Consider the following 22,962-nt stretch of genomic DNA (forward strand, 5'->3'; position numbering starts at 1 on the left):
TCCCCGGAACAGGTTCGTTCCGCGGTCAGTGCGGTGCGTGGCACCTCGCTGACCGCGTGACGGTTTGGGAGCGAGGGGTTCACCATGGAATTCACCATTGGATCGGCAGTGTTCCTGTCGGCACTGGTTCTGCTTGCCATACTCACCCGGATCGCTGCGGCCCACGCCGATCCGCAGATCCTGCGCGGCGAATTCGCGCCGGCGATGTTCAGCGTGCTGATCGCCGGTGGCCTGACCATCGGTCTGTTGATGATGGCGCTCGGTGGCAGCGGCTATTTCGGATCGGCGCTGGTGGAGACGCTGGTCATCCTCGGCTTTGCCGCTGTCGCGATCGTGGCCGTCGCCCGGCTTGTCGGCCGCCGGTCGCAGGACGGCTGACCGGACGCGCCGCCGCGACAAGCCGACGGGCAATACAAGAAACCCGGCGTCCGAAGGCGCCGGGTCTCGCTCTGCGTGCCTGCGCGGCAGGCTGTGGCGCGGTTTAGCGACGGCGGGCGTCGACCGACCAGGCGCCGGCGCCGCTGCTCGCGAGCGCCAGGAAGCCGCCGGCGATCGCCAGGTTCTTCATGAAGCTGATCATCTGCATCTGATCGGCCGGCTGGTAGTGGGCGAGGAAGGCGGAGGCAACGCAGAAGGCTGCCAGCGCCCAGGCTGCATAGCGCGTGAAGAAGCCGGCGAGAATGGCGAGGCCGCCGAGTGCTTCCAGGGCGATGACCAGCCATACGGTCAGCCCGGGGGCCGGAACGCCGAGATTGGCCATGTATCCGGCGGTGCCCTCGACATTGCCGAGCTTGCCGAAGCCGGAACTGATGAAGATGATGCTCAGCAGCACGCGGCTGAGGAGAAGTTGGAGATTGGTGGACATGGGGGCTCCTGTTTGAGTGTGACGGCAGGTCTACCCCGAGTGCGGTCCGATGAAAATATGAACAATTCTGAACATATTGTTCACAAAGCCGAAGGAGGCGAGGGCGGTTGCCCGCCCCGCCGCAGCAGGTCGCTCGCCCGTCATGTCGGGCCGTGTGCGCGGCTTGCCCGCGGGCGAAGCCGCGCAAGCGCTATTTCTGGTTCAGGCGGAAGGTCGGGAAAATGAAGATGCCGTTGATCGCGCCGCCGCCGTCGTCGGAGAAGGAGGAGGATTCGCCCGTGCAGACGATCGGCACGGTGGTGCCGTCGTCATGGCAGATGGTGGTGGCAAAACAGAACGAGGATGGCCGCATGGCCGCCACCTCGTAGAGTTCGAGCACCTTCTGCCTGTCCAGCGGATCGTAGCAGCGGACCAGGCTCAGAAGCCCGAAATCGCCGTCATCGGGCAGGCCGTGGTGGTGCCGTGCGGCGGCGCCGATATAAAACACTCCGGTTCCGAGATTGGCGGTCCAGCTTTCTATTCTGCAGTAATGTGAAACGAGATCCTGATCGGGAGTCACGAAACCTTTCGGCGGCGCGCCAAAACCCTCCAGATCGTTCGCTTTCGTAATCTTGAACACTGTCCACCCCGGCGGAGCCTGATCAATTCGAGCATTTCAACGATGCCTGTGAGTCCGGCGTGCGTCATGCACGTTCGGTGTCCAGAGCGGCTTCCCTGCGTCCAACCGGACCTGCGGAAGTCGTCCTGTCTCTTTGACCCGAGAGCATATCGTCCTGTGTCGGGCGTCTTCGCCTGTCTGCAGGATGCTCTGGTGCGAGGGAGCCGTTCCTGATCCGCGCCTCCAGCCTCCTGGACAGGTCGCTACCGTCGATCAGCACCCACCGCGTCGTCTTCGTCTTGCAGTCACAGGGCTGCGAAACATAAAAATAACGCTATGTGTCTACGTCAATCTTACCCTTTATTTTCAGTTAATGGTTAAACTTGTCCTAATCTCGTCACGATTTCATTCGCGGCGCTGTTCGGGTTCCGACTGTTGCGTTCGGTTTGATACGGCAGCGCGACAAAAAAAAGGGCGGTCCGAAGACCACCCTTTCTCGGATCCGCACTCTGCTTCGGGCCATCTTCTGGCCCGAAGCCTTGCGGGAACCGGCATTCGCGGTGCCGCAAGCTGCAGCAGGGACAGGCCCTGTTACATCATGCCGCCCATGCCGCCCATGCCGCCCATGTCGGGCATGCCGCCGCCGGCTGCTTCCTTCTTCGGAAGCTCGGCGATCATGGCTTCGGTGGTGATCAGCAGGCCTGCGATCGAGGCTGCGTCCTGAAGCGCGGTGCGGACGACCTTGACCGGGTCGACGATGCCCATGGTGATCATGTCGCCATATTCACCGGTCTGGGCGTTGTAGCCGAAGTTGTCGCTCTTCTGGTCGAGGATCTTGCCCACGACGATCGAGGCTTCATCACCGGCATTGTCGGCGATCTGGCGGCACGGAGCCTGCAGGGCGCGACGGATGATGTTGATACCGGCTTCCTGGTCGGAGTTGCCGCCCTTGACGCTGATGGCGACCGAAGCGCGCAGCAGCGCGGTGCCGCCGCCCGGCACGATGCCTTCCTGAACGGCAGCGCGGGTCGCGTTGAGCGCGTCGTCGACGCGGTCCTTGCGCTCCTTGACTTCCGTTTCGGTCGCACCGCCGACGCGGATGATGGCGACGCCGCCGGCGAGCTTGGCAAGACGCTCCTGCAGCTTCTCGCGGTCGTAGTCCGAAGAGGTTTCCTCGATCTGGGCCTTGATCTGGGTGATCCGGCCTTCGATTTCCTTCTTCTTGCCAGCGCCATCGACGATGGTGGTGGTTTCCTTGGTGATCGTCACCTTCTTGGCGCGGCCGAGCATGTCGAGCGTCACGTTTTCAAGCTTGATGCCGATGTCTTCGGAGATCACCTGGCCGCCGGTCAGGATGGCGATGTCTTCGAGCATGGCCTTGCGGCGGTCGCCGAAGCCGGGAGCCTTGACGGCTGCGATCTTCAGGCCGCCACGCAGCTTGTTGACCACGAGCGTTGCGAGTGCTTCGCCTTCCACGTCTTCCGAGATGATGAGCAGCGGCTTGGAGGTCTGCACCACGGCTTCGAGCACGGGCAGCATGGCCTGCAGGTTCGACAGCTTCTTCTCGTGGAGAAGGATGTAGACGTCGTCGAGTTCGGCGACCATCTTGTCGGGGTTGGTGACGAAGTAAGGCGACAGGTAGCCGCGGTCGAACTGCATGCCTTCGACGACTTCGAGTTCGCTTTCGGCGGTCTTGGCTTCCTCGACGGTGATCACACCCTCGTTGCCGACCTTCTGCATGGCTTCGGCAATGTCCTTGCCGATCTGGGTTTCGCCGTTGGCCGAGATCGTGCCGACCTGCTCGACTTCAGCCGAGGTCTTGATCTTCTTGGCCTTCTTCTGAAGGTTGGCGATGACTTCGTTGACGGCGAGGTCGATGCCGCGCTTCAGGTCCATCGGATTCATGCCGGCGGCGACGGCCTTGCCGCCTTCGCGCACGATCGCCTGGGCCAGAACGGTGGCGGTGGTGGTGCCGTCACCGGCGATGTCGTTGGTCTTCGAAGCGACTTCGCGGACCATCTGTGCGCCCATGTTCTCGAACTTGTCTTCCAGTTCGATTTCCTTGGCGACGGTGACGCCGTCCTTGGTGATGCGCGGAGCGCCGAAGGACTTGTCGATGATGACGTTGCGACCCTTGGGGCCGAGGGTGACCTTCACCGCATCGGCGAGGATGTCGACGCCGCGGAGCATCTTCTCGCGGGCGGTACGACCGAATTTAACTTCTTTAGCAGCCATTTAGCTTAACTCCCGGGCCTGGGGCCCATCGTGTTGATGCAGAATTGGATTGACGGATGAAATCCCGGCTCAGCCGAGAACGCCCATGATGTCGCTTTCCTTCATGATCAGAAGGTCTTCGCCATCGAGCTTGATTTCGGTGCCGGACCACTTGCCGAACAGAACGCGGTCGCCAGCCTTGACGTCGAGCGGGACGAGCTTGCCGGCTTCATCGCGATTGCCGGAACCCACTGCGATGATTTCGCCTTCCTGCGGCTTTTCCTTGGCGGTGTCCGGAATGATGATCCCGCCCTTGGTCTTTTCTTCGGACTCGACACGACGAACGACAACGCGGTCGTGGAGCGGACGAAACTTGGTTTTTGCCATTGTCTAAATTCCTTGATCGAATGACAGAAGCGGCTGAGGCCGTCTGAGGACCCCACGGCGATGGTGTTAGCACTCCCCTTGGTCGAGTGCTAGCGGAGTTGAAATAGGGATGGCGCCGCGAAGAGTCAAGCAGGGGCGCTGCATGCGATCGTGCCCGGTCTTTGCAAAATGCTGCATGGGACTTGTATTCGGCTGCAAGCTGGGCGACATCGTGTGCCCGAAAGGAACCACCCGAACATGCCCATGCCTTCCGCGATCCGAATTACCGAACTCGATCAACTCACCGACCGCGTCGACGTCCTGTTGTGCGATGTATGGGGGGTGATCCACAATGGCGTCAACCCGTTCCCTCTGTCGGTCGAGACGCTGAAGGCGGCGCGCGCACGCGGGCAGACGGTGATCCTGATCACCAATTCGCCGCGCCCGGCCTCCGATGTGCGGCTCCAGTTCGAAACCATCGGCGTCGATCCCGACTGTTTCGACGATATGGTGACCTCGGGCGATGTCACCCGGCAACTGGTCAGGGAAGCGCCGCGCGCGATCTATTTCGTGGGGCCCGAACGCGACCGGATGCTGGTCGACGGTCTCGATGTCGCGCTGGTCGATGCCCCGGACGCCGGGGCGGTGCTGTGCACCGGACTGTTCGAGGACGAAACCGAAAAGCCGGAAGACTATCGCGCTCTGCTCGAGACGTTCCGCGAACGCGACCTGCCGTTCATTTGCGCCAATCCGGACCGCGTGGTCGAGCGCGGCGACCGGCTGGTGCCCTGCGCCGGCGCGCTCGCCGATCTCTACGCCGACATGGGCGGCACCACCCGCATCGCCGGAAAGCCGCATGCGCCGATCTACCGCGAAGCGCTGGCCCGGGCGCGGGCGATCCGCGGCGAGGTCGATACCGGTCGCGTGCTGGCCATCGGCGACGGCGTGACGACCGACATCCGCGGCGCCATGGACAACGGCGTGCCGTCGCTCTTCATCGCGCGCGGCATCCATGCCCGCGAATATGGCGAGGGCCGGGCGACCGACGAGGCGCGGCTGCATGCCTTCCTTGAAAGAGCCGGCGTGGCGCCGTCCTACTGGATGGAATGGTTGGCCTGAGCGGCGCGGAACGGGGGACTGATGGCGCAGCGCATTCAAGATTTTGGCCAGGTGCCTGCCGCGCTCAGGGGCGGTGTCGTCGCCATCGGCAATTTTGACGGCGTCCATCGCGGGCACCAGCAGGTGCTGTCGGAAGCCGTGGACCTGTCGGTGCGGCACGGGCTGTGCGCAAGCGCGCTCACCTTCGAGCCGCATCCGCGCACGGTGTTTGCCCGCGACACGCCGGTCTTCCGCCTGACGCCGGCGCCGCTCAAGGCGCGCCTTCTCGACCTGATGCGGTTCGATGCCGTGTTCGAGCAGCAGTTCGACCGCGATTTCGCCTCCCGTTCGGCGAACAATTTTGTCACAGACATCCTGGTCGGCCGGCTCGGCGTGGCCCATGTGGTCACCGGCTATGACTTCCATTTCGGCAAGGGCCGGCAGGGCGATCCCGATTTCCTGATCGACGCCGGCAAGCGTTTCGGCTTCGGCGTGACGCTGGTCGAGGCCTACCGCGACGAGGGCGGCGAGGTGGTGTCGTCGAGCCGCATCCGCGAGGCGCTGTCGAAGGGCGATATCGGCACGGCCAATGGCCTGCTGGGTTACCGCTATGCGGTCAGTGCCGAGGTGACGCACGGCAAGAAGCTCGGCCGCAGCCTCGGCTACCCGACCGCCAACATGGCGCTGCCGCCCGAGACCGCGCTGGTTCCGGGAGTCTATGCGGTGCGCTTCCGTCGTGCCGACGGACGGTGCGCTTTCGTCGTGCCGACGGACGGTTTTATGACGGCGTGGCGAGTTTCGGCCGTCGCCCGACCGTTGAGCAGGAGGGCGCGGACCTGCTGCTCGAAACCTTCGTGTTCGACTTTTCAGGCGATCTTTACGGCGAAACCTGCACCGTATCCTTCGTCTCCCGGCTCCGGGGCGAGGAGAAATTCGACGGGCTCGACCCGCTCGTGGCACAGATGAAGCGCGACGAGGCCGAAGCCCGCGCGGTGCTGGCCGCGCTCACGCCGCTGTCGCCGCTCGACGGCGCCATGACATTCGGGACCGGCGGGTGACCGGTTCGGTGACCCGTTCCGGGGCGCGCCGCATCCTCATCACCGGCGGCACTTCCGGTCTTGGCTTGGCTGTCGCGAAGAAACTCGCGAGGCATCACAAGCTCCTGCTGTCGGGCCGCAAATCCCAGATCGAGATGGCAGGTGCGCTCCCGCGCGGCGCCGGCTACATCGTCGCCGACCAGCGCGATCCGGAACGGTCGACCGAAGTCCTTCTCCGCGGCATCCGTGATTTCGGCTGGGACAGCCTCGACAATGCTGTGCTCAATGCGGGTGTCGGTTTCGCGCCGGCCGATGGCCTCGACGGCCCGGAGGCGATCCGCGAGACCCTGGATGTCAACCTGGTGGCGGCGATGCTGCAGGCGCAGGCGCTGTTCCCGCTGCTTGCGAAATCCCGCGGAACGCTGACCTTCATCGGCTCGGTCGCCCACACGGGATCGGCCACGTTTCCCGCCTATGCGGCGTCGAAGGCCGGGCTGCACGGGCTCGCCCGCTCGCTCCGCTCGGAATGGGGCGGACGGGTATCGGTTCAGGTGCTGCATCCCGGCCCGACCAAGACCGACATGCATGCCAAGGCCGGCCATGATCCGGGGCGGATGCGGGCGCTGTTTCTCGAGCCGGGGGACGTGGCGGCGATGATGGCCTCGGCGATCGCCTCCCGCCGCTCGCCGGTCACGCTGTCCTGGTTGCGCTATCTTTCTGGCGGCGCCTATCTGGGACGGCGGCTGTGAGCGCGGGGCAGGGCCATGCGGCCGGACGCAAACCCGGCCGCGCGCTGGTGACCGGCGGCGCCCACGGCCTCGGCGCGGCCTTCGTGCGGCGCCTGCTCGCCGAGGGCTGCGAGGTTACCGTGCTCGACAAGGACCCCGCCGGCATCGACACCGCACAGGTGGACTTCATCCGATGCGACCTGGCAAGCCGCGAAAGCCTCGATCGCACCCTGCCGGACCTCGTCACCGCTGGGCCCTACGATCTCGTCATCCTCAATGCCGGCATCAACGCCACCGGGCGCTTCGAGGATATTTCGGCCGAAGCCCATCTCGAGATCCTGCGCGTCAATGCCGAGGCGCCGATGGTGATCGCGTCCCGCCTGCTCGGAACGGGTGCCTTCACGCCGTCGGCGACGCTGGGCTTCGTCTCCTCGCTGTCGCATTTCACCGGCTATCCCGGTGGTGCAAGCTATGCCGCCTCCAAGGACGTGCTGGCGGTCCATGCGAAAGGCCTGCGCGCTGTGGCGGCGCGGAAGGGCGTGGGCATCACGGTGGCCTTTCCCGGTCCGCTGCGCACCGCCCATGCCGAGCGCCACGCGCCCAAGGGCGCCGACGCAAGCCGGCGCATGGACCCGGACCTGGCCGCAATCCAGATCCTCGCGGACATGCTGTCGGGGCGAAAGACCTCTGTTCCAGGGCGCGCCACGCACGCCTTTGCCATTGCCGGCCGGCTCATGCCGCGAACGGTCACGGCCCTGATGCGGCGACTGATCTACCGGCGGCTGGTGTGTTAGATCTTCAGTTCTCGCTGCGCCGGCGCCAAACGCTTATCGAAGCAGTCGGGAATCGAAGGGATACTCAATGGTCTCGGCGATGGCGATGTCCGCGCAGTCGGGATGAAGCGGATTGATGAGGTAGTTCCAGGCCGCGGGCATGACAGCCGAGCGCACCCGGATCAAGGGGAACCGACGGTCCTGCAGCAGCGCCGTGCCGATGGCTTGCGAAACATCGAGAGCGATCGACGGCGCATTCATGATCCCGGATATCCATTGCGCATCATTTCGGGAAAGAGGGGACGTCCGCTTGCTTGAGAAGGCGCGGAAATATCCGTCGATGGTCGCGCGGGAAACGCCGGGATTGGCTGCAATTGCGTTTGCAGAATAGCCTCGAGCTATCTGTTCAAGAACGGTTGTCTCGGTTTGGCTTAATTCCAACCGCGAGGCTGCGGTGTCATTGAAGACCTCGATGCGATCGGGGCACTCGATGCCGAGAAGCTGGAAATTTGGCGGAATGCGGGATTTGTCCATGTGGACGAGGATTTCCAGAAGCGCAGTTGATGGATGATCGCAGCAGTAGACGACCGGGTTCCCCTTCTGGTGCCAGCGTCCGTCAACGACCAGTCCGCCGCGTCCGGAGAGATCGGCATGGCTGGATATGCGCCACAGCCTCATGGCTTAGAGGAAAATGCCATGTTCGATCCGCAACAACTCGTCCTCCACCAGACGCGCTCCAGTTTCGGATTCGAGCAGGGCGATGGGCACCACACCGTTTAACGCCGGGCACGCATCCCTGAGCCAGCCTTCTGCCCGGCCCCAATCCCCGAAAATACGGTTGGCGGTTTCGCAGATCCGGATGACCCGGCGCAGGCTGTCGCTCTCGGTCAGGGTCAGTGGTTCATTGTTGGCCGCGCGCCTTGCCAGTGTTCGCCTTGGCGCCACCAGACGATAAATTTCGTCCCTTGTGAAGCCGAAAGCCTCAAGCTGGTCAACCGACCTGGCCTCAAGACGGGCAGTCTGATCGGGGGCTGCCTGATGAAGCAGTTCGGAGATGTCCGGGTGATCGGTCAGCTTCGGAAGTGCGCTTGTCATTGTCATCTCCCTGCCATTTGCGCAAGATTTTACGCGCATGTGGCCAAAACCGCAAGCGAATGCAAATGATGCTTTATTCCTGAACGCCATGTTGCTAAAAGCCGCGCCATGAAAACCATTCGTTTTATCGGTCCGCGAATTATTGGCCCGGCCTTCTGCGCAGCTTGAAACAAAGCGCGGGAAGGTCCGGGATCTGCGCTGTGCCTGAACGAACCGGCCGGCTTCCAGAATGATATTTCTCGACATGCCGTCGTCCTGGCGGCCAAGACACTGGTAAAATGATGACCGACACCACCGAAACCCTCGACTATTCCAAGACCCTCTACCTGCCCGAGACCGATTTCCCGATGCGCGGCGGGTTGCCGCAGAAGGAGCCGGAGCTGGTCAAGCGCTGGCAGGAGATGCGGCTTTACGACAAGCTGCGCGCATCCGCCGCCGGCCGGCCGAAATATGTGCTGCATGACGGCCCGCCCTATGCCAACGGCAACATCCATATCGGCCACGCGCTCAACAAGATCCTGAAGGACGTGATCACCCGCTCGTTCCAGATGCGCGGCTTCGATTCGAATTATGTGCCGGGCTGGGACTGCCACGGCCTGCCGATCGAGTGGAAGATCGAGGAAGAAAACTACCGCTCCAAGGGCAAGGAAAAGCCCGACCTGAAGGAGCCGGCGGCGATGCTCGAATTCCGCAGGGAATGCCGCGCCTATGCCGAGCACTGGGTCTCGGTGCAGTCCGGCGAATTCAAGCGGCTCGGCATCGAGGGCGATTTCGACAAGCCCTACAAGACCATGGATTTCCACGCCGAGGCGCGGATTGCCGGCGAACTCTTGAAGATCGCCAAGACGGGCCAGCTCTACCGCGGCTCCAAGCCGATCATGTGGTCGGTGGTCGAACGCACAGCGCTCGCCGAGGCCGAGGTCGAGTACCAGCCCTACGAGAGCGACACGATCTGGGTGAAGTTTCCTGTCCATGTTCAATTGACCGGAGGAGCAATTAGCGTGGCTCCCGGGAGCAAGGAGCTGGCAGATCATTTTGAGAATACGATCCAAATAGGCCTACGCGCTCCAACCCATTTGATCGGTGCCTCCGTCGTCATCTGGACCACCACGCCCTGGACGATCCCCGGCAACCGTGCGATCTCGTTCTCCAACCGCATCGCCTATGGCCTCTATGAAGTCACGGCCGCGGAGAACGATTTCGGTCCGCAGCCGAGCGAGAAGCTGATCTTCGCCGATGCGCTCGCCGAAGAGTGCTTCGCCAAGGCCAAGCTCGCGTTCAGGCGTCTGCGCGATGTCTCGGCCGACGACCTCGCCGCCATCACCTGCGCCCACCCGCTGAAAGGCCTCGGCGGCGGTTACGAGTTTCCCGTGCCGCTGATCGCCGGTGATCATGTCACCGACGATGCCGGTACCGGTTTCGTGCACACCGCGCCCGGTCACGGCCGCGAGGACTTCGAGGCCTGGATGGATGCGGCGCGCGATCTCGAAGCGCGTGGCATCTCGGCTGCGATCCCGTTCACCGTCGACGACGCCGGCTACTACACCAAGGACGCGCCGGGCCTCGGGCCGGACCGCGAAGGCGGGCCTGCGCGCGTGATCGACGACAAGGGCAAGAAGGGGGACGCCAACCAGGCCGTCATCACCGCCCTGATCGAGGCCGGCAACCTGTTTGCCCGCGGCCGGCTCAAGCACGACTATCCGCATTCCTGGCGCTCGAAGAAGCCGATCATCTTCCGCAACACGCCGCAGTGGTTCGTCTACATGGACAAGGACTTCGGCGACGGCTCGACGCTGCGCAGCCGCGCGCTGAAGGCCATCGACGAGACCCGCTTCGTGCCGGCCTCCGGCCAGAACCGCTTGCGCGGCATGATCGAGGACCGGCCCGACTGGGTGCTTTCGCGCCAGCGCGCCTGGGGCGTGCCGATCGCCGTCTTCGCCGATGTCGACGGCAACGTGCTCGTCGACGAGGCGGTCAACGCCCGCATCCTCGAAGCCTTCGAGGCCGAAGGCGCGGACGCCTGGTTTGCCGAAGGCGCGCGCGCGCGCTTTCTGGGCGATCTCGCGAGCGATCCGAAATGGATCCAGGTCACCGACATTCTCGATGTCTGGTTCGATTCGGGCTCGACCCATGCGTTCACGCTCGAGGACCGGCCGGATCTGAAATGGCCGGCCGACGTCTATCTCGAAGGCTCGGACCAGCATCGCGGCTGGTTCCATTCCTCGCTGCTCGAAAGCTGCGCCACCCGTGGCCGCGCGCCCTACGACGCCGTCATCACCCATGGCTTCACCATGGCGGAGGACGGGCGCAAGATGTCGAAGTCGCTGAACAACCAGGTGTTCCCGCAGGACGTGATGAAGGAATCGGGCGCCGATATCCTGCGTCTGTGGGTGATGAACACGGACTACTGGGAAGACCAGCGTCTTGGCCAGACCGTGATCAAGACCAGCATCGACGCCTACCGCAAGCTGCGCAACACGGTGCGCTGGATGCTCGGCACGCTGGCCCATGACGCGGGCGACGAAATCGCTGCGGCCGACATGCCCGAGCTCGAGCGGCTGATGCTGCACCGGCTGGCCGAACTCGACAAGCTGGTGCGCGACGGCTACGACGCCTTCGATTTCAAGCGGATCGCCCGTGCGCTCACCGATTTCTCCAATATCGAGCTGTCGGCCTTCTATTTCGACATCCGCAAGGACGCGCTCTACTGCGATGCGCCGTCGAGCCTGCGCCGCCGCGCAGCGCTGCAGGTGATCGGCAAGATCTTCGATTGCCTCGTGACCTGGCTCGCGCCGATGCTGCCCTTCACCATGGAAGAGGCCTGGCTGTCGCGCAATCCGGATGCCGAATCGGTGCATCTCGAACAGTTCCCCGCCGTGCCGGCCGAATGGCGCGACGACGCGCTGGCGGCCAAGTGGAAGAAGATCCGCACGGTCCGCCGCGTGGTCTCGGGCGCGCTCGAGATCGAACGTCGCGAAAAGCGCATCGGCTCCTCGCTCGAGGCGGCCCCGGTGGTTCACATCACCGATCCGGCGCTGGTCGAGGCCGTCGGCGGCACCGATTTCGCCGAGGTCTGCATCACCTCCGGAATGCGGGTGGAAACCACCGCCGGCCCCGAGGATGCCTTCCGCATCGACGAGATTGGCGCGGTGGCGGTGGTTCCGGCGCTGGCAAGCGGGAAGAAATGCGCCCGGTCCTGGCGGATCACCGACGATGTCGGCTCCGATCTGGAGTTTCCGGAGGTCTCGGCCCGCGATGCCGCCGCCCTGCGCGAACTCAAGGCGCTCGGCCGGATCTAGCGGGCAGGGGGATAACCCTGCCTTGTGCCGGCGAATTTTGCCGGGTCAATTGCTCTTGTGCAGTTGATCCGGTAAAACCCTGCCTGAAAAAGGCCGGATTGTACGGCGACAAGCGCTGTGAATCGTTAAACCGACTGTCTGAGACGGGATCGACTGCATGACAATGAAGACAGAGTATCGCGCCGGCGTGACCATTGGCGCACTCATTGCGGCAAGCGTGACGCTGTCCGGCTGCCTGGGGCCGACCTACGGCACCGACAAGTCGTCGACCGAGCAGTTGTTTGACGATCTGGGCAGCATCGCCTCGCTCGGCGGCAGCGACAAGGCCGCCGGCATCGAGTACAAGCCGCGTCCGGCGATCGTCAAACCCGCCGATACCGCAAACCTTCCCGCGCCGCAGCCCAGTGTCGTCGAAAACAACCCGGCCTGGGTGGAATCGCCCGAGGAAACCCGCAAGCGGTTGGTGGCCGAGGCCGATGCCAACGGCTCCGGCAGCACCTTCTCGTCGCCGCTCGCCCGGCGCACGAGCACCGGCTACGGCCGCACGGGCCCGACCGGCGGAGGCGCGGCAGACGGTCCGCCGACGCCGATGCAGACGCTGAACACCACCAAGCAGAGCCAGGCCTTCAAGGAAGGGCGCAAGATCCAGCAGGGCGCCTATTCCGACCGCCGCCGCTATCTTTCCGATCCGCCGCTGACCTATCGCCAGCCTGCCGAGACCGCGCCGGTGGGCGATCTGGGCGAACCGGAGAAGGTCAAGGAGCGGCGTCGCTTGGCCGAGGCAAAGAAGGCCAATTCCGGCAGCCGCAGCTGGTGGCCCTGGTAAGCCACTCGGCGTCCCGTCACCGGCGGTCCCTGAAGAAGTCCTTGAGCAGCCGCATCGCATCGCCTTCGGCCAGGCCCGGATAGACATCCGGGCCGTGGTGGCAGGTGGGCTGGTTGAAAAAGCGCACGCCGCTCGTCACCGCGCCGCCTTTCTCGTCTTCCGCGCCGAAATAGAGCCGCCGCAGCCGCGCAAACGAAATCGCGGCGGCGCACATGGTGCAGGGTTCGAGCGTGACATAGAGATCGGCGCCGGTCAGCCGTTCGCTGCCGAGGCGGGCGGCGGCGTTGCGGATCGCCAGCACCTCGGCATGGGCGGTGACGTCGTTGAGCTCCCGGGTCCGGTTGCCGGCCCGCGCCAGCACCGCGCCGTCGCGCACGATCACCGCGCCCACCGGCACTTCGCCGCGGTCTGCCGCGGCGCGGGCTTCCTCGAGCGCGAGCTCCATATACCCCTTGCCGATCATGAAACGTCCGGACAGTTGACGAGCACCGATGAAACCCCTTAACCCGGCCCGCCCAACCTGATAGAGAGCCATGGAATGGCCCTGTCGGATCAGACGGGTCCGACCAGGCGACTGCGAAACCGAACCTATCAGCAGCCATGGCGCGTCCGTGACGACGCGGTTACCGCTGTGAAGGCAGGCAAACAACAAATGACCGAGCAAGACAAGCCCAAACGCGGCAAAACGCCCGCTTCCAGTCCGGCGCCCGACGCAGCCGAATCGGCCTCAGAGAGCGGCCGTATCTCCAAGATCCTGGCCCGCGCGGGCGTGGCCTCGCGCCGCGACATCGAGCGCATGGTCGCCGAGGGGCGCATCAAGGTCAACGGCAAGGTGCTCGACACCCCCGCCGTCGTGGTGTCGCTGAGCGACCGGATCGAGGTCAATGGCGAGGTGATCGGCGGCATCGAGCGCACGCGGCTGTGGATCTACCACAAGCCTGCCGGGCTGGTGACCACCAACCGCGATCCCGAAGGCCGCGAGACCGTGTTCGATAGGCTACCCGCGCACCTGCCGCGGGTGCTGACCGTCGGCCGGCTCGACATCAACACCGAGGGCCTGTTGCTGCTGACCAATGACGGCGGGCTGGCGCGGACGCTGGAACTGCCGCAGACCGGCTGGCTGCGGCGCTACCGCGTGCGCGCCCATGGCGACATCGACCAGGCCCGGCTCGACGAACTCAAGGACGGCATCGCCGTCGACGGCGTGCTCTACGGTGCGATCGAGGCCACGCTCGACCGCAAGCAGGGGCACAATGTCTGGATCACCATGGGCCTGCGCGAGGGCAAGAACCGCGAGATCAAGAACGTGCTCGGCGCGCTCGGGCTCGACGTCAACCGCCTGATCCGCATCTCCTTCGGACCGTTCCAGCTGGGCGATATCCGCGAAGGCGAGGTGGTCGAGATCAAGAGCCGCACCCTGCGCGAGCAGCTGGGCGACCGCATGATCGAGGAATCGGGCGCCAATTTCGATGCGCCGCTGAGCGAGCATCTGCCGCCGAAGAAGCCGGACGCCAAGGCGAAGCCCGCGGCCAAGCCGGCGCAGCGCGAATGGATCTCGAGTTCGGAGAAGGCCGAACGCGCCCGCGCGCGGCTCGACACCAAGCCGGGTCGCGACGGGCCGCGTGACGCCAGGGGCGCGGGCAGGGACCGCGACCGGGCGGAGCGCAAGCCGTTTGCAGCAAAGCCACAAGACGGACGCGGCCGCGACGAGGCCCCCGGCGCGAAGCCCGCCAAGCGCGGCTTCATCCAGCGCAGCCGCGCTTCCAATGTCTGGATGGCGCCCGGCGCCCGTCCCGTGGCGGAAACGGAGCGCGGATCTGAGTCGCGGGACCGCAAGCCTGCTGGCGCCGATGCGCGTGCGGAGACCCGTCGCGGCAGTTTCCCGAAGGGGCGCCCCAAGCCACGGCCCGACCGGGACGACCGCGAGGCCGGGCCTGGCCGGGATGCCGGCCGGGAGGCAGGCAAGCCGCGCGGCAAGCCGGGTTTCGGCACCTCCGCTAAGGGTCCGGGCGCCAAGCCGCGCGACGCAGCGGGCAAGGAGACGGGACGGAGCTCGGGCAAGGGCGCAGGCTTCGGCAAGGGGCCAGGCAAGGGCGCGGGCTTCGGCAAAGCCCCCGGCAAGGGTGGCGGAAAGCCGCCATCGGGCGGGGCGCGCGGCAAGCCGGCTTCGGCCAAGGGACGGGGACCCGGTGCGGATCGTCGGCGGTGAGTTTCGCGGCAGGAGCCTTGCCGCACCGAAATCGCTCGCCATCCGGCCCACCACCGACCGGAGCCGGGAAAGCCTGTTCAATATCCTGAGCCACGCCTATCCGGAGGCGCTCGACGGCACGCGGGTGCTCGATCTTTTCGCCGGCACCGGGGCGGTGGGGATCGAGGCTTTGTCGCGCGGCTGCCGTTCCGCCCTGTTCGTGGAAAGCGGGGTCGAGGGGCGCGGGGTCATCCAGAAGAACATCGAGAGTTTCGGCCTGCAGGGCAGGGCGCGGCTGTTTCGCCGCGACGCCACCAAGCTCGGTGCATCGGGCACGATGGGCCGGTTCGAGCTCGTCTTCGCCGATCCGCCCTATGGCAGGGGCCTGGGCGAGAAAGCTCTCGCCGCGGCCGCGCAGGGCGGCTGGCTCGCCCCCGGCGCGCTGGTGGTGCTCGAGGAGGAGGCCGCCGCCAAGCCCGATCCGGGTGCGCCGTTCGCGCTTCTCGAAACGCGCTCTTTTGGTGACACGGTCATGCGGATTTTCCGCTATGATGCGGCGCCCGCCTCCGGTGATCCGGCGGCGGAACCGAGCGTGACGGAAAACGGTCCGGACCATGGATAATCCTGATAGCAGCAGCCGCGGCGGTGTCGCCGCCTCGCCGAGGGCCGCGTCGCAAGCGGCCTCCGGACCCAGCGTTGCCGTGGCCTTCGGTGGCGGCGGCGCGCGCGGCGTCGCTCATATCCACATCATCGAAACGCTCGACGCGATGGGCATCAGGCCGGTTGCGATCTCGGGCTCGTCGATCGGCGCGATCATGGGTTCCGCCATGGCGTCGGGGATTTCCGGCAAGGACATTCGCGACCATACGCTCGAAACCATCGGCAAGCCTTCGACCGCGCTCGGACGGATCTGGAAGGCGGCGCGGCCGCGCGGGGTCAAGGATGCCATGGAAAACGGGATCCGGCTCGGCCAGTTCAATGTCGAGCGCATTCTCGAAGCCTTCCTGCCCGACAACATGGCCCGCAGCTTCGAGGAGCTGGTGATTCCGACCAAGATCATGGTCACCGATTACTACGGCCATCGCGAGGTGGTCTGCGAGAGCGGCGATCTGCGCGCCGCCATCGCCGCCTCCGCCGCGATCCCGGCCGTCTTTCGCCCGGTGCTGATCGGCGACCGTATCATGATCGATGGCGGCATCTTCAATCCGGTGCCGTTCGACAAGCTCGCCGGGCTTGCCGACATCATCATCGGCGTCGATGTCGTGGGCCTGCCCGCGGGCGCGCCGGGACAGACGCCCTCGACCATCGACATGATGTTCGGCTCGAGCCAGCTGATGATGCAGTCGATCATCGAAATGAAGCGCCACGCCTTCCCGCCGCATATCCTGCTCCGGCCGGAGGTTCACCAGTACCGGGTTCTCGATTTCCTCAAGGCCAGGGAGATCCTGGCCGATTCCAGGGGGATCGCCGAGCAGCTCAAGCGCGACCTCGACGCCGCCTTCGCCTTCTACGACGCATCCTGAACCACCACCCCGGCGAAACGCTCAGAGTGTCGAGGCCTTGCCGCTGGTGAAGGGCGACTGCGCCGCCGGCGGTGTGCGGATCGTCTGGGAGGGATCCGGCGGCGTACCGTCGCTGTCGCCGATCCGCCCGATCACCCGGAAGCAGACGACGATGGCGGCAAGGCCGAACACCACCGCGCCGAGCCCGAAGCCGGCGAGTGCACCGGTGGCGCCATACCAGGTCGAGCCGAGCCAGACGAACGGGATCACCCCGAGCGTCGACCGGCTCCAGTTGAACACGGTCGAATATAGCGCGAAGCCGAGATTGTTGAAGGCGGCATTGGCGACGAACAGCATGCCGTTGAAGATGAAGCTTGCCGCCACGAACAGGCAGAAGAACACGATCACCTCGCGTGCCTCGCCGGTGGCGCCGAAGAGATCGGCGATCTGGTTGCGCAACAAGGCCAGCATCGCCCAGGCGACCAGCGTATAGATCAGGATGAACACCAGGCTGTCGCGCATGGTGCGCCGGAGCCGGTCATAGCGCCGGGCGCCGTAATTCTGTCCCAGGATCGGCCCGACAGCGCCCGAAAGCGCGAACAGCGGGCCGAAGGCGAGCGGGATCAGGCGCCCGACCACCGCCCATCCGGCGACCGCGGCGTCGCCATGGGCGGCGATGGTGGCGGTGACGAAAGTATTGCCCACGGGCGTGGCGACCAGCGTCATCACCGCCGGCAGGCCGATGCCGAGATAGGGCCGGTAGTCGCGAAGCAGCACCGCCCGCGAGGGGCGCGCCAACAGGTTGTGGACCCGCACGAGACCATGGAACCCGACCACGATCAGCGCGAAGCGCGAGATCACCGAGGCAATCGCGGCCCCGTGGATCCCCAGCTCGAAGCCGAAGATGAACAGGGGATCGAGCACCGCCGTCAACGCCGCCCCGCTCAGCGTCACATACATCGCCCTGCGCGCATCGCCGGTGGCACGCAGGAGCGCGGCCAGGCACATGCCCACGCCCAGCACCGGCATCGACGGGATCACGATCTGCAGGAACTCGGTGGCCAGCGCCGCGGTTTCGCCGCGCGCGCCGATCAGGTGCACCAGGAAGCCGATACTGGGCCAGGCCGCGGCGGCGGTGATCGTTGTCAGCACCAGCATGTAGACGATCGAGGCGCCGGCGATCTCGCGCGCCTCGCCGCGATTGCCCCGGCCGAGCGCCCGCGCCGTCAACGCGGTCGCGGCAATCGACAGGCCGATCGAAACCGAGGTGGTGAAGAACAGTAGCGTTCCCGAATAGCCGATCGCCGCGGCCAGCTCCTGCTGCCCGAGCATCGAGATGTAGAACAGGTTGAGCGCGTCGACGACGAAGGCCGCCACCAGGCCGATCGAGCCGGTGGCGGTCATGACCACCACATGGCGCATGATCGAACCGGTGACGAAGGTGCCGGTTTCGCGACGCGGCGAGGCCGGGTCCGCCGGCTCCGTCGCTTCGCTTGCTCCGGGGCCGCTCACGTGGCGAAGACCTGGCCGAGATCGGCAAAGCCCTTGAATTCGAGCGCATTGCCCGACGGGTCGCGGATGAACAGCGTGGCCTGTTCGCCCGGCTGGCCTTCAAAGCGCACGCTGGGTTTCAGGATCCAGTCGATGCCCTCGGCCGCCTCGAGCCGTGCCGCAAGCGCCTTCCCCTCCGCCATCGCGAGCACGGCGCCGAAATGCGGGATCGGCACCGACTGGCCATCGACCACGCCCGCGGCGGACGCTCCCGTATCGGCGCGGACATGGCCCGACATCTGGTGGCCGTAAAGGTCGAAATCGATCCAGCTCTCGGTGAACCGGCCCATCGCGCAGCCGAGCACCTCGCCGTAAAAGCGGCGCGTCTCATCGATGCTGCTGATCGGAAAGGCGAGGTGAAACGGCGTCATGGCTTGGCTTTCCTGCTGGTGGGCGGGCTCACCTGACGATCGTCCGCTCAGGCGGGGTCGTCGAGCGGCATGGCGGGATCGAGCGGTTTGTCCAAGCGTTCGGATTCGCGCTTGGGCTTCATCAGCGGCTCCGGTGTGGCAGGGCGCGTCAGCAGCTTGTCGCTGCCGGCCAGAATGCCCTCCACCGCCTGCAGCGCCAGCCGTTCCTCATCGCGCTTGCGCACGTCGTGGCTGATTTCCATGGCCAGGTCTTCGGGGATCCCCAGCGCCTCGAGCGTCTTGCGGCCGAACACCATGCCGGATTCGAAGGTTTCGCGGATTTCGTAGTCGACGCCGCGCGCGCGCAGCGACAGCGTGTGGGTGCGGTCATAAGCGCGCGCGAAGATGCGGGCATTGGGAAATTCGGCCTGGATCAGGTCGATGATCCTGTCGGTGACTTCCTTCTTCTGGGTGCAGACGGCGACGATCTTGGCATGCTTGATGCCGGCGGCCACCAGCACGTCCTTGCGGGTGCCGTCGCCGAAATAGATCTTGAAGCCGAATTTCGAGGCCGAGCGGATTCGGTCGGCCGAATGGTCGATGATGGTCACGTCCGACCCGCCGGCCAGAAGCATCTGCGAGGCAATCTGGCCGAAGCGCGAAAACCCGATCATCAGCACGTCCGATCCGGCGCCGGCGAAGTCCTCGTCCATGTGGTCGGCCTTCTCGTGGCGCAGCACCGCATTGACCAGCATGGTCGCGAGCGGGGTCAGCGCCATGGAGATGATCACGATCGCCACCAGCAGCGATGCGGTTGCCGGGGTGAACACGCCCGCGGCCGCTGCGGCACTGAAAATGACGAAGCCGAATTCGCCGCCCTGGGCGAGCAGGCCGGCGATGCGGACACTGTCGGTCCGGCTCGAGCCGAACAGCCGGCAGACGAGGTAGATCACCAGTCCCTTCATGGCCATCACCGCCGGCACGGCAATGGCGAGCAGCAGGATGTTGCCGGCAATCACCTTCAGGTCGATGGACAGGCCCACGGCGATGAAGAACAGGCCGAGCAGGATGCCGCGGAACGGCTCGATGTCGGCTTCCAGTTCGTGCCGGTAGGAGGATTCGGCCAGCATCACGCCGGCGATGAAGGCGCCCATCGCCATCGACAGGCCGGCCACCTGCATCAGCATGGCCGAGGTCAGCACCACGAACAGCGCCGCGGCGATCATCACCTCCTTCGCGCCGGTGCCCGCGATCACCTGGAACAGCGGATTGAGCAGGTAACGGCCGGCCAGCAGCAGGGCCGCGATGGCGGCAACGCCGATGCCGAAGTCGCTGAACGTGGAGCCGGTGTGCCCGGTAGTCACCGGGGCCACCAGCGGCACCAGCGCCAGGATCGGCACGATCGCCAGATCCTGGAACAGCAGGATCGAGAAGGAGCGGCTGCCGTAGCGGGTGTTGAGGTCGCCCCGTTCCTCGAGGATCTGGATGTCGAAGGCGGTCGATGACAGGGCCAGCCCGCAGCCGATGATGATGGCCGCGCCCCAGGGCTGCCCGCCGAACTGGAAGGCGGCGGCGAAGATCACAAGGGCGGTGACGACCACCTGGGAAACCCCAAGCGCGAAGATGTCGCGCCGCATCTGCCAGAGCCGGGAAGGCTTGAGCTCGAGCCCGATGATGAACAGCAGCAGCACTACCCCGAGTTCGGCGAAATGCAGGATCTCCTCGCCGTCGCGGATGAAGCGGAACACGGGGCCTATGACAATGCCCGCGGCGAGGTAGCCGAGCACCGTGCCAAGGCCTATCTTCTTGAAAAGCGGTGCCGCCAGCACTGCCGCGCACAGCAGGACGAGGCCTTCCGTATAAAGGCTGGTTTCCGCTGCGGCCATTCAGGAGGCTCCTTTTGGGGTTTCAAATCCGCCTTGCGCATCCCGGACTTGATGGTTGACCGCCGGGACAATACATGAGAGCCAAGTGAAAGGCTAAAAATCATGAACCAATCCAGACAAAATGAAGGCTTGCTGTCGACCGCCGAGCGACTGATCGGACGGGCCCGCGCGGCCGGCGCCGACCAGGCCGATGCGCTGGTGGTTCGCCGCAAGAGCCGCTCCGCCTCGGTGCGCAACGGCGCGGTCGAAAATACCGAATCCTCCGAAGCCGACGAATTCAGTCTCCGGGTCTTCGTGGGCCAGCGGGTGGCGGTCGTCCAGGCCGGGCAGGGCGCCGATGAAGCAGCCCTTGCCGAACGCGCCGTGGCAATGGCGCGGGTGTCGCCGGAAGATCCCCATGCCTGTCTCGCCGATGCCGCGATGCTCGCCAAAAGCTGGCCCGATCTCGATCTTTTCGATGCCACCGAACCACCCGCCGAAAGCCTGATCGAGGCGGCGAAGGAAGCCGAGGCGGCGGCGCTGGAGGTGCCAGGGGTCGCAAGTTCGATCGGCGCGGGCGCCGGCGCCGGGCTGTTCGGAATGGTGCTTGCCACCTCGCATGGCTTTTCCGGCGCCTTCGAGCGCTCGGGCTTTTCGCGCTCGGTGAGCGTGATTGCCGGCAGTGGCGCCAAGATGGAGCGCGATTATGATTTCGACAGCCGCGTGTTTTTCGGCGATCTCGATCCCGCCCGCGAAATCGGCCGGAGAGCCGGGGAGCGGGCCGCCGCCCGGGTCAATCCGCGCCGGGTCAAGACCCTCTCCAATGTCAATGTGGTGTTCGACCCGCGCGCCTCGCGCGGCCTGATCGGGCATCTGGTCTCCGCCATCAACGGCGCCGCGGTCGCCCGCAAGACCAGCTTCCTCAAGGACCGGATGGACCAGAAGATCGCCATCGACGGGCTGACGCTGGTCGACGATCCCTTCGTCCGCCGCGGCTCGGGCTCGCGGCCCTTCGATGGCGAAGGCGTCTCGGTCGGCCCGCTGGTGATGGTCGAGGACGGTGTGCTCAAGCAATGGTACCTGACCACCTCCGTGGGCCGGGAGCTGGGGCTTGCGACCAATGGCCGGGCAGGCCGCGGCAGCGGGGTGTCGCCGTCGTCGACCAATGTCATCGTCGCTCCGGGCCGGCAGACGCCGAAAGAACTGATCGCCTCGGTCGGCACCGGCTTCTACGTCACCGAGCTGATCGGCCACGGCGTCAACCAGGTCACCGGCGAATACAGCCGCGGCGCCTCGGGCTTCTGGATCGAGAATGGCGAAATCAGCCATCCGGTCTCCGAGGTCACCATCGCGTCCAATCTCAAGGACATGTTCAAGCGCATGGTGCTCGCCGACGACATCGATCCGAAATACTCGATCGCGGCGCCGACGATTGCCGTGGAAGGCATGACGCTTGCGGGGGACTGAGGCTGCTGGCGGCGATCCGGCCGCCGACCTGGCGCTGATGCTCGAGGCATCGCGCCGCGCCGCCGATATCGCCATGGCGCATTTCCGGCAGGATCCCGAAGTCTGGTACAAGGACAATGGCCGTTCGCCGGTCTCGGAAGCCGATATTGCCATCGACCGGCTCCTGCACGACATGCTGCTTGCCGCGCGGCCAGACCATGGCTGGCTGTCGGAGGAACGGGCGGACACGGCCGACCGGATCGGCCGCCGCCGCGTCTTCATCGTCGATCCCATCGACGGCACCCGCGCCTATGTGTCCGGCCGGCCGGACTGGTGCGTGAGCATCGCGCTGGTGGAGGACGGCAGGCCGGTGGCCGGGGTGCTGGCGGCGCCCGCGCGCGGCGAGGTGTTTCATGCCAGTGCGGGCGGGGGCGCGTTTCTGAACGGGGTGAGCCTTGCGCGCGACACAGGCAGCGAGCCGGGGGCGCGGCTGCGCATCGCGGTTCCCGAGCCGGTGGCCCGGCACATGAGCCCGGAGGCGGTGGCCTCGCTCGACAATGTGCCCGCAGGGCCGTCGCTCGCGCTCCGGGTGGCGGCCGTTGCCAGCGGCAGTCTCGACGGGGTCTTCATCCGTCCCAGGGCCAGCGAATGGGATCTGGCGGCCGCCGACACCCTGCTGGGCGAAACCGGTCACGTGCTGTTCGACCACAGGGGCGAACCCATGGCCTACAATCATCCCGACCCCTCGCGCGGGCTGTTGCTGGCGGCATCCCGTGCCCAGGCGCCCGGATTGCTGGCCATGCTCGAGCCGTCCGACGGGCATTGACCTTTCGCGGGAATTGCCGCAAACCCGCGCTGTGATTGGCGGCAGCGTTTAATCTTGGAGCGAAAGCATGGCCGATACCGAAAAAAAACAGCTTCTCCATCTCGTCTTTGGCGGTGAACTCAAGAGCCTCAACGGGATGGATTTCAGGGATCTCGACGCGCTCGACATCGTCGGGATCTATCCGAACTACGCCCTGGCCCACCAGGCCTGGAAATCGAAGGCGCAGATGACCGTGGACAACGCCCACATGCGCTATTTCATCGTTCACCTGCACCGTATGCTCGATCCGCACGACGACAGCAAAACCGCGTCTTAAGGGCCGGACGAAAGACATT

Annotated in this window: 22 protein-coding genes and 1 pseudogene; 13 read left to right on the top strand and 10 right to left on the bottom strand. The window is 65.6% G+C overall.

From position 1 onward, the window contains the following. The first annotated feature begins 84 nt into the window (after positions 1-84). Entirely contained in the window at positions 85-378 is a 294-nt protein-coding gene (locus AWJ14_RS14400; protein WP_066180420.1) for a hypothetical protein, read from the top strand. Between the two features lie 103 nt (positions 379-481). On the opposite strand, the gene AWJ14_RS14405 is transcribed toward AWJ14_RS14400, so the two are convergent. The 4 genes from AWJ14_RS14405 to groES all read right to left on the bottom strand — a co-directional run bounded on the left by AWJ14_RS14405 (position 482) and on the right by groES (position 4,064). Next, entirely contained in the window at positions 482-865 is a 384-nt protein-coding gene (locus AWJ14_RS14405) for a DoxX family protein (RefSeq protein WP_066180422.1), read from the bottom strand. Between the two features lie 190 nt (positions 866-1,055). After that, complete coding sequence (locus AWJ14_RS14410; protein WP_139112659.1) at positions 1,056-1,424, bottom strand: hypothetical protein; 369 nt, start codon at positions 1,422-1,424, stop codon at positions 1,056-1,058. A gap of 630 nt (positions 1,425-2,054) precedes the next feature. After that, entirely contained in the window at positions 2,055-3,698 is a 1,644-nt protein-coding gene (gene groL, locus AWJ14_RS14415) for a chaperonin GroEL (protein WP_066180428.1), read from the bottom strand. A gap of 69 nt (positions 3,699-3,767) precedes the next feature. Then, positions 3,768-4,064, bottom strand: a complete 297-nt coding sequence (groES, locus tag AWJ14_RS14420; protein WP_066180429.1) for a co-chaperone GroES — start codon at positions 4,062-4,064, stop codon at positions 3,768-3,770. A gap of 237 nt (positions 4,065-4,301) precedes the next feature. Between groES and AWJ14_RS14425 the strand changes: the two genes are divergently transcribed. The 4 genes and pseudogenes from AWJ14_RS14425 (at position 4,302) to AWJ14_RS14440 (ending at position 7,700) form a co-directional block, all read left to right on the top strand. Further along, complete coding sequence (locus AWJ14_RS14425) at positions 4,302-5,162, top strand: TIGR01459 family HAD-type hydrolase (protein ID WP_245304284.1); 861 nt, start codon at positions 4,302-4,304, stop codon at positions 5,160-5,162. A gap of 21 nt (positions 5,163-5,183) precedes the next feature. Beyond that, positions 5,184-6,199 (top strand): annotated as a pseudogene (locus AWJ14_RS14430) (bifunctional riboflavin kinase/FAD synthetase). Beyond that, positions 6,196-6,927, top strand: coding sequence for an SDR family oxidoreductase (locus tag AWJ14_RS14435; RefSeq protein WP_245304285.1), 732 nt, complete (start codon positions 6,196-6,198; stop codon positions 6,925-6,927). Before AWJ14_RS14430 ends, AWJ14_RS14435 begins: the two are co-directional and overlap by 4 nt. Continuing rightward, positions 6,924-7,700: an SDR family NAD(P)-dependent oxidoreductase gene (locus AWJ14_RS14440; RefSeq protein ID WP_066180431.1), complete on the top strand. Its 777-nt coding sequence runs from the start codon at positions 6,924-6,926 to the stop codon at positions 7,698-7,700. Before AWJ14_RS14435 ends, AWJ14_RS14440 begins: the two co-directional genes overlap by 4 nt. A gap of 33 nt (positions 7,701-7,733) precedes the next feature. Here AWJ14_RS14440 and AWJ14_RS14445 read toward each other — a convergent pair whose 3' ends face one another. After that, on the bottom strand, positions 7,734-8,357 hold the full coding sequence (locus tag AWJ14_RS14445; protein ID WP_083220277.1) for an RES family NAD+ phosphorylase: 624 nt from the start codon (positions 8,355-8,357) through the stop codon (positions 7,734-7,736). Positions 8,358-8,360: 3 nt separating this feature from the next. Beyond that, positions 8,361-9,020: an antitoxin Xre/MbcA/ParS toxin-binding domain-containing protein gene (locus AWJ14_RS22240; RefSeq protein WP_139112660.1), complete on the bottom strand. Its 660-nt coding sequence runs from the start codon at positions 9,018-9,020 to the stop codon at positions 8,361-8,363. 35 nt (positions 9,021-9,055) lie between these two features. Here AWJ14_RS22240 and ileS point away from each other — a divergent pair, with 35 nt between their 5' ends. Next, positions 9,056-12,073 carry an isoleucine--tRNA ligase gene (gene ileS, locus AWJ14_RS14455; RefSeq protein WP_066180684.1) on the top strand — a complete coding sequence of 1,006 codons (3,018 nt, stop codon included), beginning with the start codon at positions 9,056-9,058 and terminating at the stop codon, positions 12,071-12,073. A 157-nt stretch (positions 12,074-12,230) separates the two neighbouring features. Further along, positions 12,231-12,899, top strand: a complete 669-nt coding sequence (locus AWJ14_RS14460; protein ID WP_066180434.1) for a hypothetical protein — start codon at positions 12,231-12,233, stop codon at positions 12,897-12,899. A gap of 16 nt (positions 12,900-12,915) precedes the next feature. On the opposite strand, the gene AWJ14_RS14465 is transcribed toward AWJ14_RS14460, so the two are convergent. Continuing rightward, positions 12,916-13,362: a nucleoside deaminase gene (locus AWJ14_RS14465; protein WP_066180435.1), complete on the bottom strand. Its 447-nt coding sequence runs from the start codon at positions 13,360-13,362 to the stop codon at positions 12,916-12,918. Positions 13,363-13,551: 189 nt separating this feature from the next. Between AWJ14_RS14465 and AWJ14_RS14470 the strand changes: the two genes are divergently transcribed. Genes AWJ14_RS14470 through AWJ14_RS14480 form a run of 3 tightly spaced genes read left to right on the top strand, consistent with a single transcriptional unit; the run spans position 13,552 to position 16,610 of the window. Further along, on the top strand, positions 13,552-15,108 hold the full coding sequence (locus tag AWJ14_RS14470) for a pseudouridine synthase (RefSeq protein ID WP_066180436.1): 1,557 nt from the start codon (positions 13,552-13,554) through the stop codon (positions 15,106-15,108). Next, on the top strand, positions 15,089-15,709 hold the full coding sequence (gene rsmD, locus AWJ14_RS14475; protein WP_083220279.1) for a 16S rRNA (guanine(966)-N(2))-methyltransferase RsmD: 621 nt from the start codon (positions 15,089-15,091) through the stop codon (positions 15,707-15,709). Before AWJ14_RS14470 ends, rsmD begins: the two co-directional genes overlap by 20 nt. After that, positions 15,702-16,610 carry a patatin-like phospholipase family protein gene (locus AWJ14_RS14480; RefSeq protein ID WP_066180438.1) on the top strand — a complete coding sequence of 303 codons (909 nt, stop codon included), beginning with the start codon at positions 15,702-15,704 and terminating at the stop codon, positions 16,608-16,610. The genes rsmD and AWJ14_RS14480 overlap by 8 nt, the downstream gene beginning before the upstream one ends. Before the next feature lie 21 nt (positions 16,611-16,631). Here the strand turns inward: AWJ14_RS14480 and AWJ14_RS14485 are convergent, their stop codons facing one another. Genes AWJ14_RS14485 through AWJ14_RS14495 form a run of 3 tightly spaced genes read right to left on the bottom strand, consistent with a single transcriptional unit; the run spans position 16,632 to position 20,376 of the window. After that, complete coding sequence (locus AWJ14_RS14485) at positions 16,632-18,101, bottom strand: MATE family efflux transporter (protein ID WP_066180440.1); 1,470 nt, start codon at positions 18,099-18,101, stop codon at positions 16,632-16,634. Next, entirely contained in the window at positions 18,098-18,511 is a 414-nt protein-coding gene (locus AWJ14_RS14490) for a VOC family protein (protein ID WP_066180443.1), read from the bottom strand. Before AWJ14_RS14490 ends, AWJ14_RS14485 begins: the two co-directional genes overlap by 4 nt. A 47-nt stretch (positions 18,512-18,558) precedes the next feature. Then, a complete protein-coding gene (locus AWJ14_RS14495; RefSeq protein WP_066180446.1) occupies positions 18,559-20,376 on the bottom strand; it encodes a monovalent cation:proton antiporter-2 (CPA2) family protein in 1,818 nt (605 codons plus the stop codon). A gap of 102 nt (positions 20,377-20,478) precedes the next feature. Between AWJ14_RS14495 and AWJ14_RS14500 the strand changes: the two genes are divergently transcribed. The 3 genes from AWJ14_RS14500 to AWJ14_RS14510 all read left to right on the top strand — a co-directional run bounded on the left by AWJ14_RS14500 (position 20,479) and on the right by AWJ14_RS14510 (position 22,943). Beyond that, a complete protein-coding gene (locus AWJ14_RS14500; RefSeq protein WP_066180449.1) occupies positions 20,479-21,822 on the top strand; it encodes a TldD/PmbA family protein in 1,344 nt (447 codons plus the stop codon). Then, positions 21,809-22,627, top strand: a complete 819-nt coding sequence (locus AWJ14_RS14505; protein WP_245304286.1) for a 3'(2'),5'-bisphosphate nucleotidase CysQ — start codon at positions 21,809-21,811, stop codon at positions 22,625-22,627. The genes AWJ14_RS14500 and AWJ14_RS14505 overlap by 14 nt, the downstream gene beginning before the upstream one ends. A 67-nt stretch (positions 22,628-22,694) precedes the next feature. Beyond that, on the top strand, positions 22,695-22,943 hold the full coding sequence (locus tag AWJ14_RS14510; protein WP_066180452.1) for a DUF4170 domain-containing protein: 249 nt from the start codon (positions 22,695-22,697) through the stop codon (positions 22,941-22,943). Positions 22,944-22,962: the final 19 nt, after the last annotated feature.

The organism is Parahoeflea olei, assembly GCF_001703635.1.
GTDB lineage: Bacteria > Pseudomonadota > Alphaproteobacteria > Rhizobiales > Rhizobiaceae > Hoeflea > Hoeflea olei.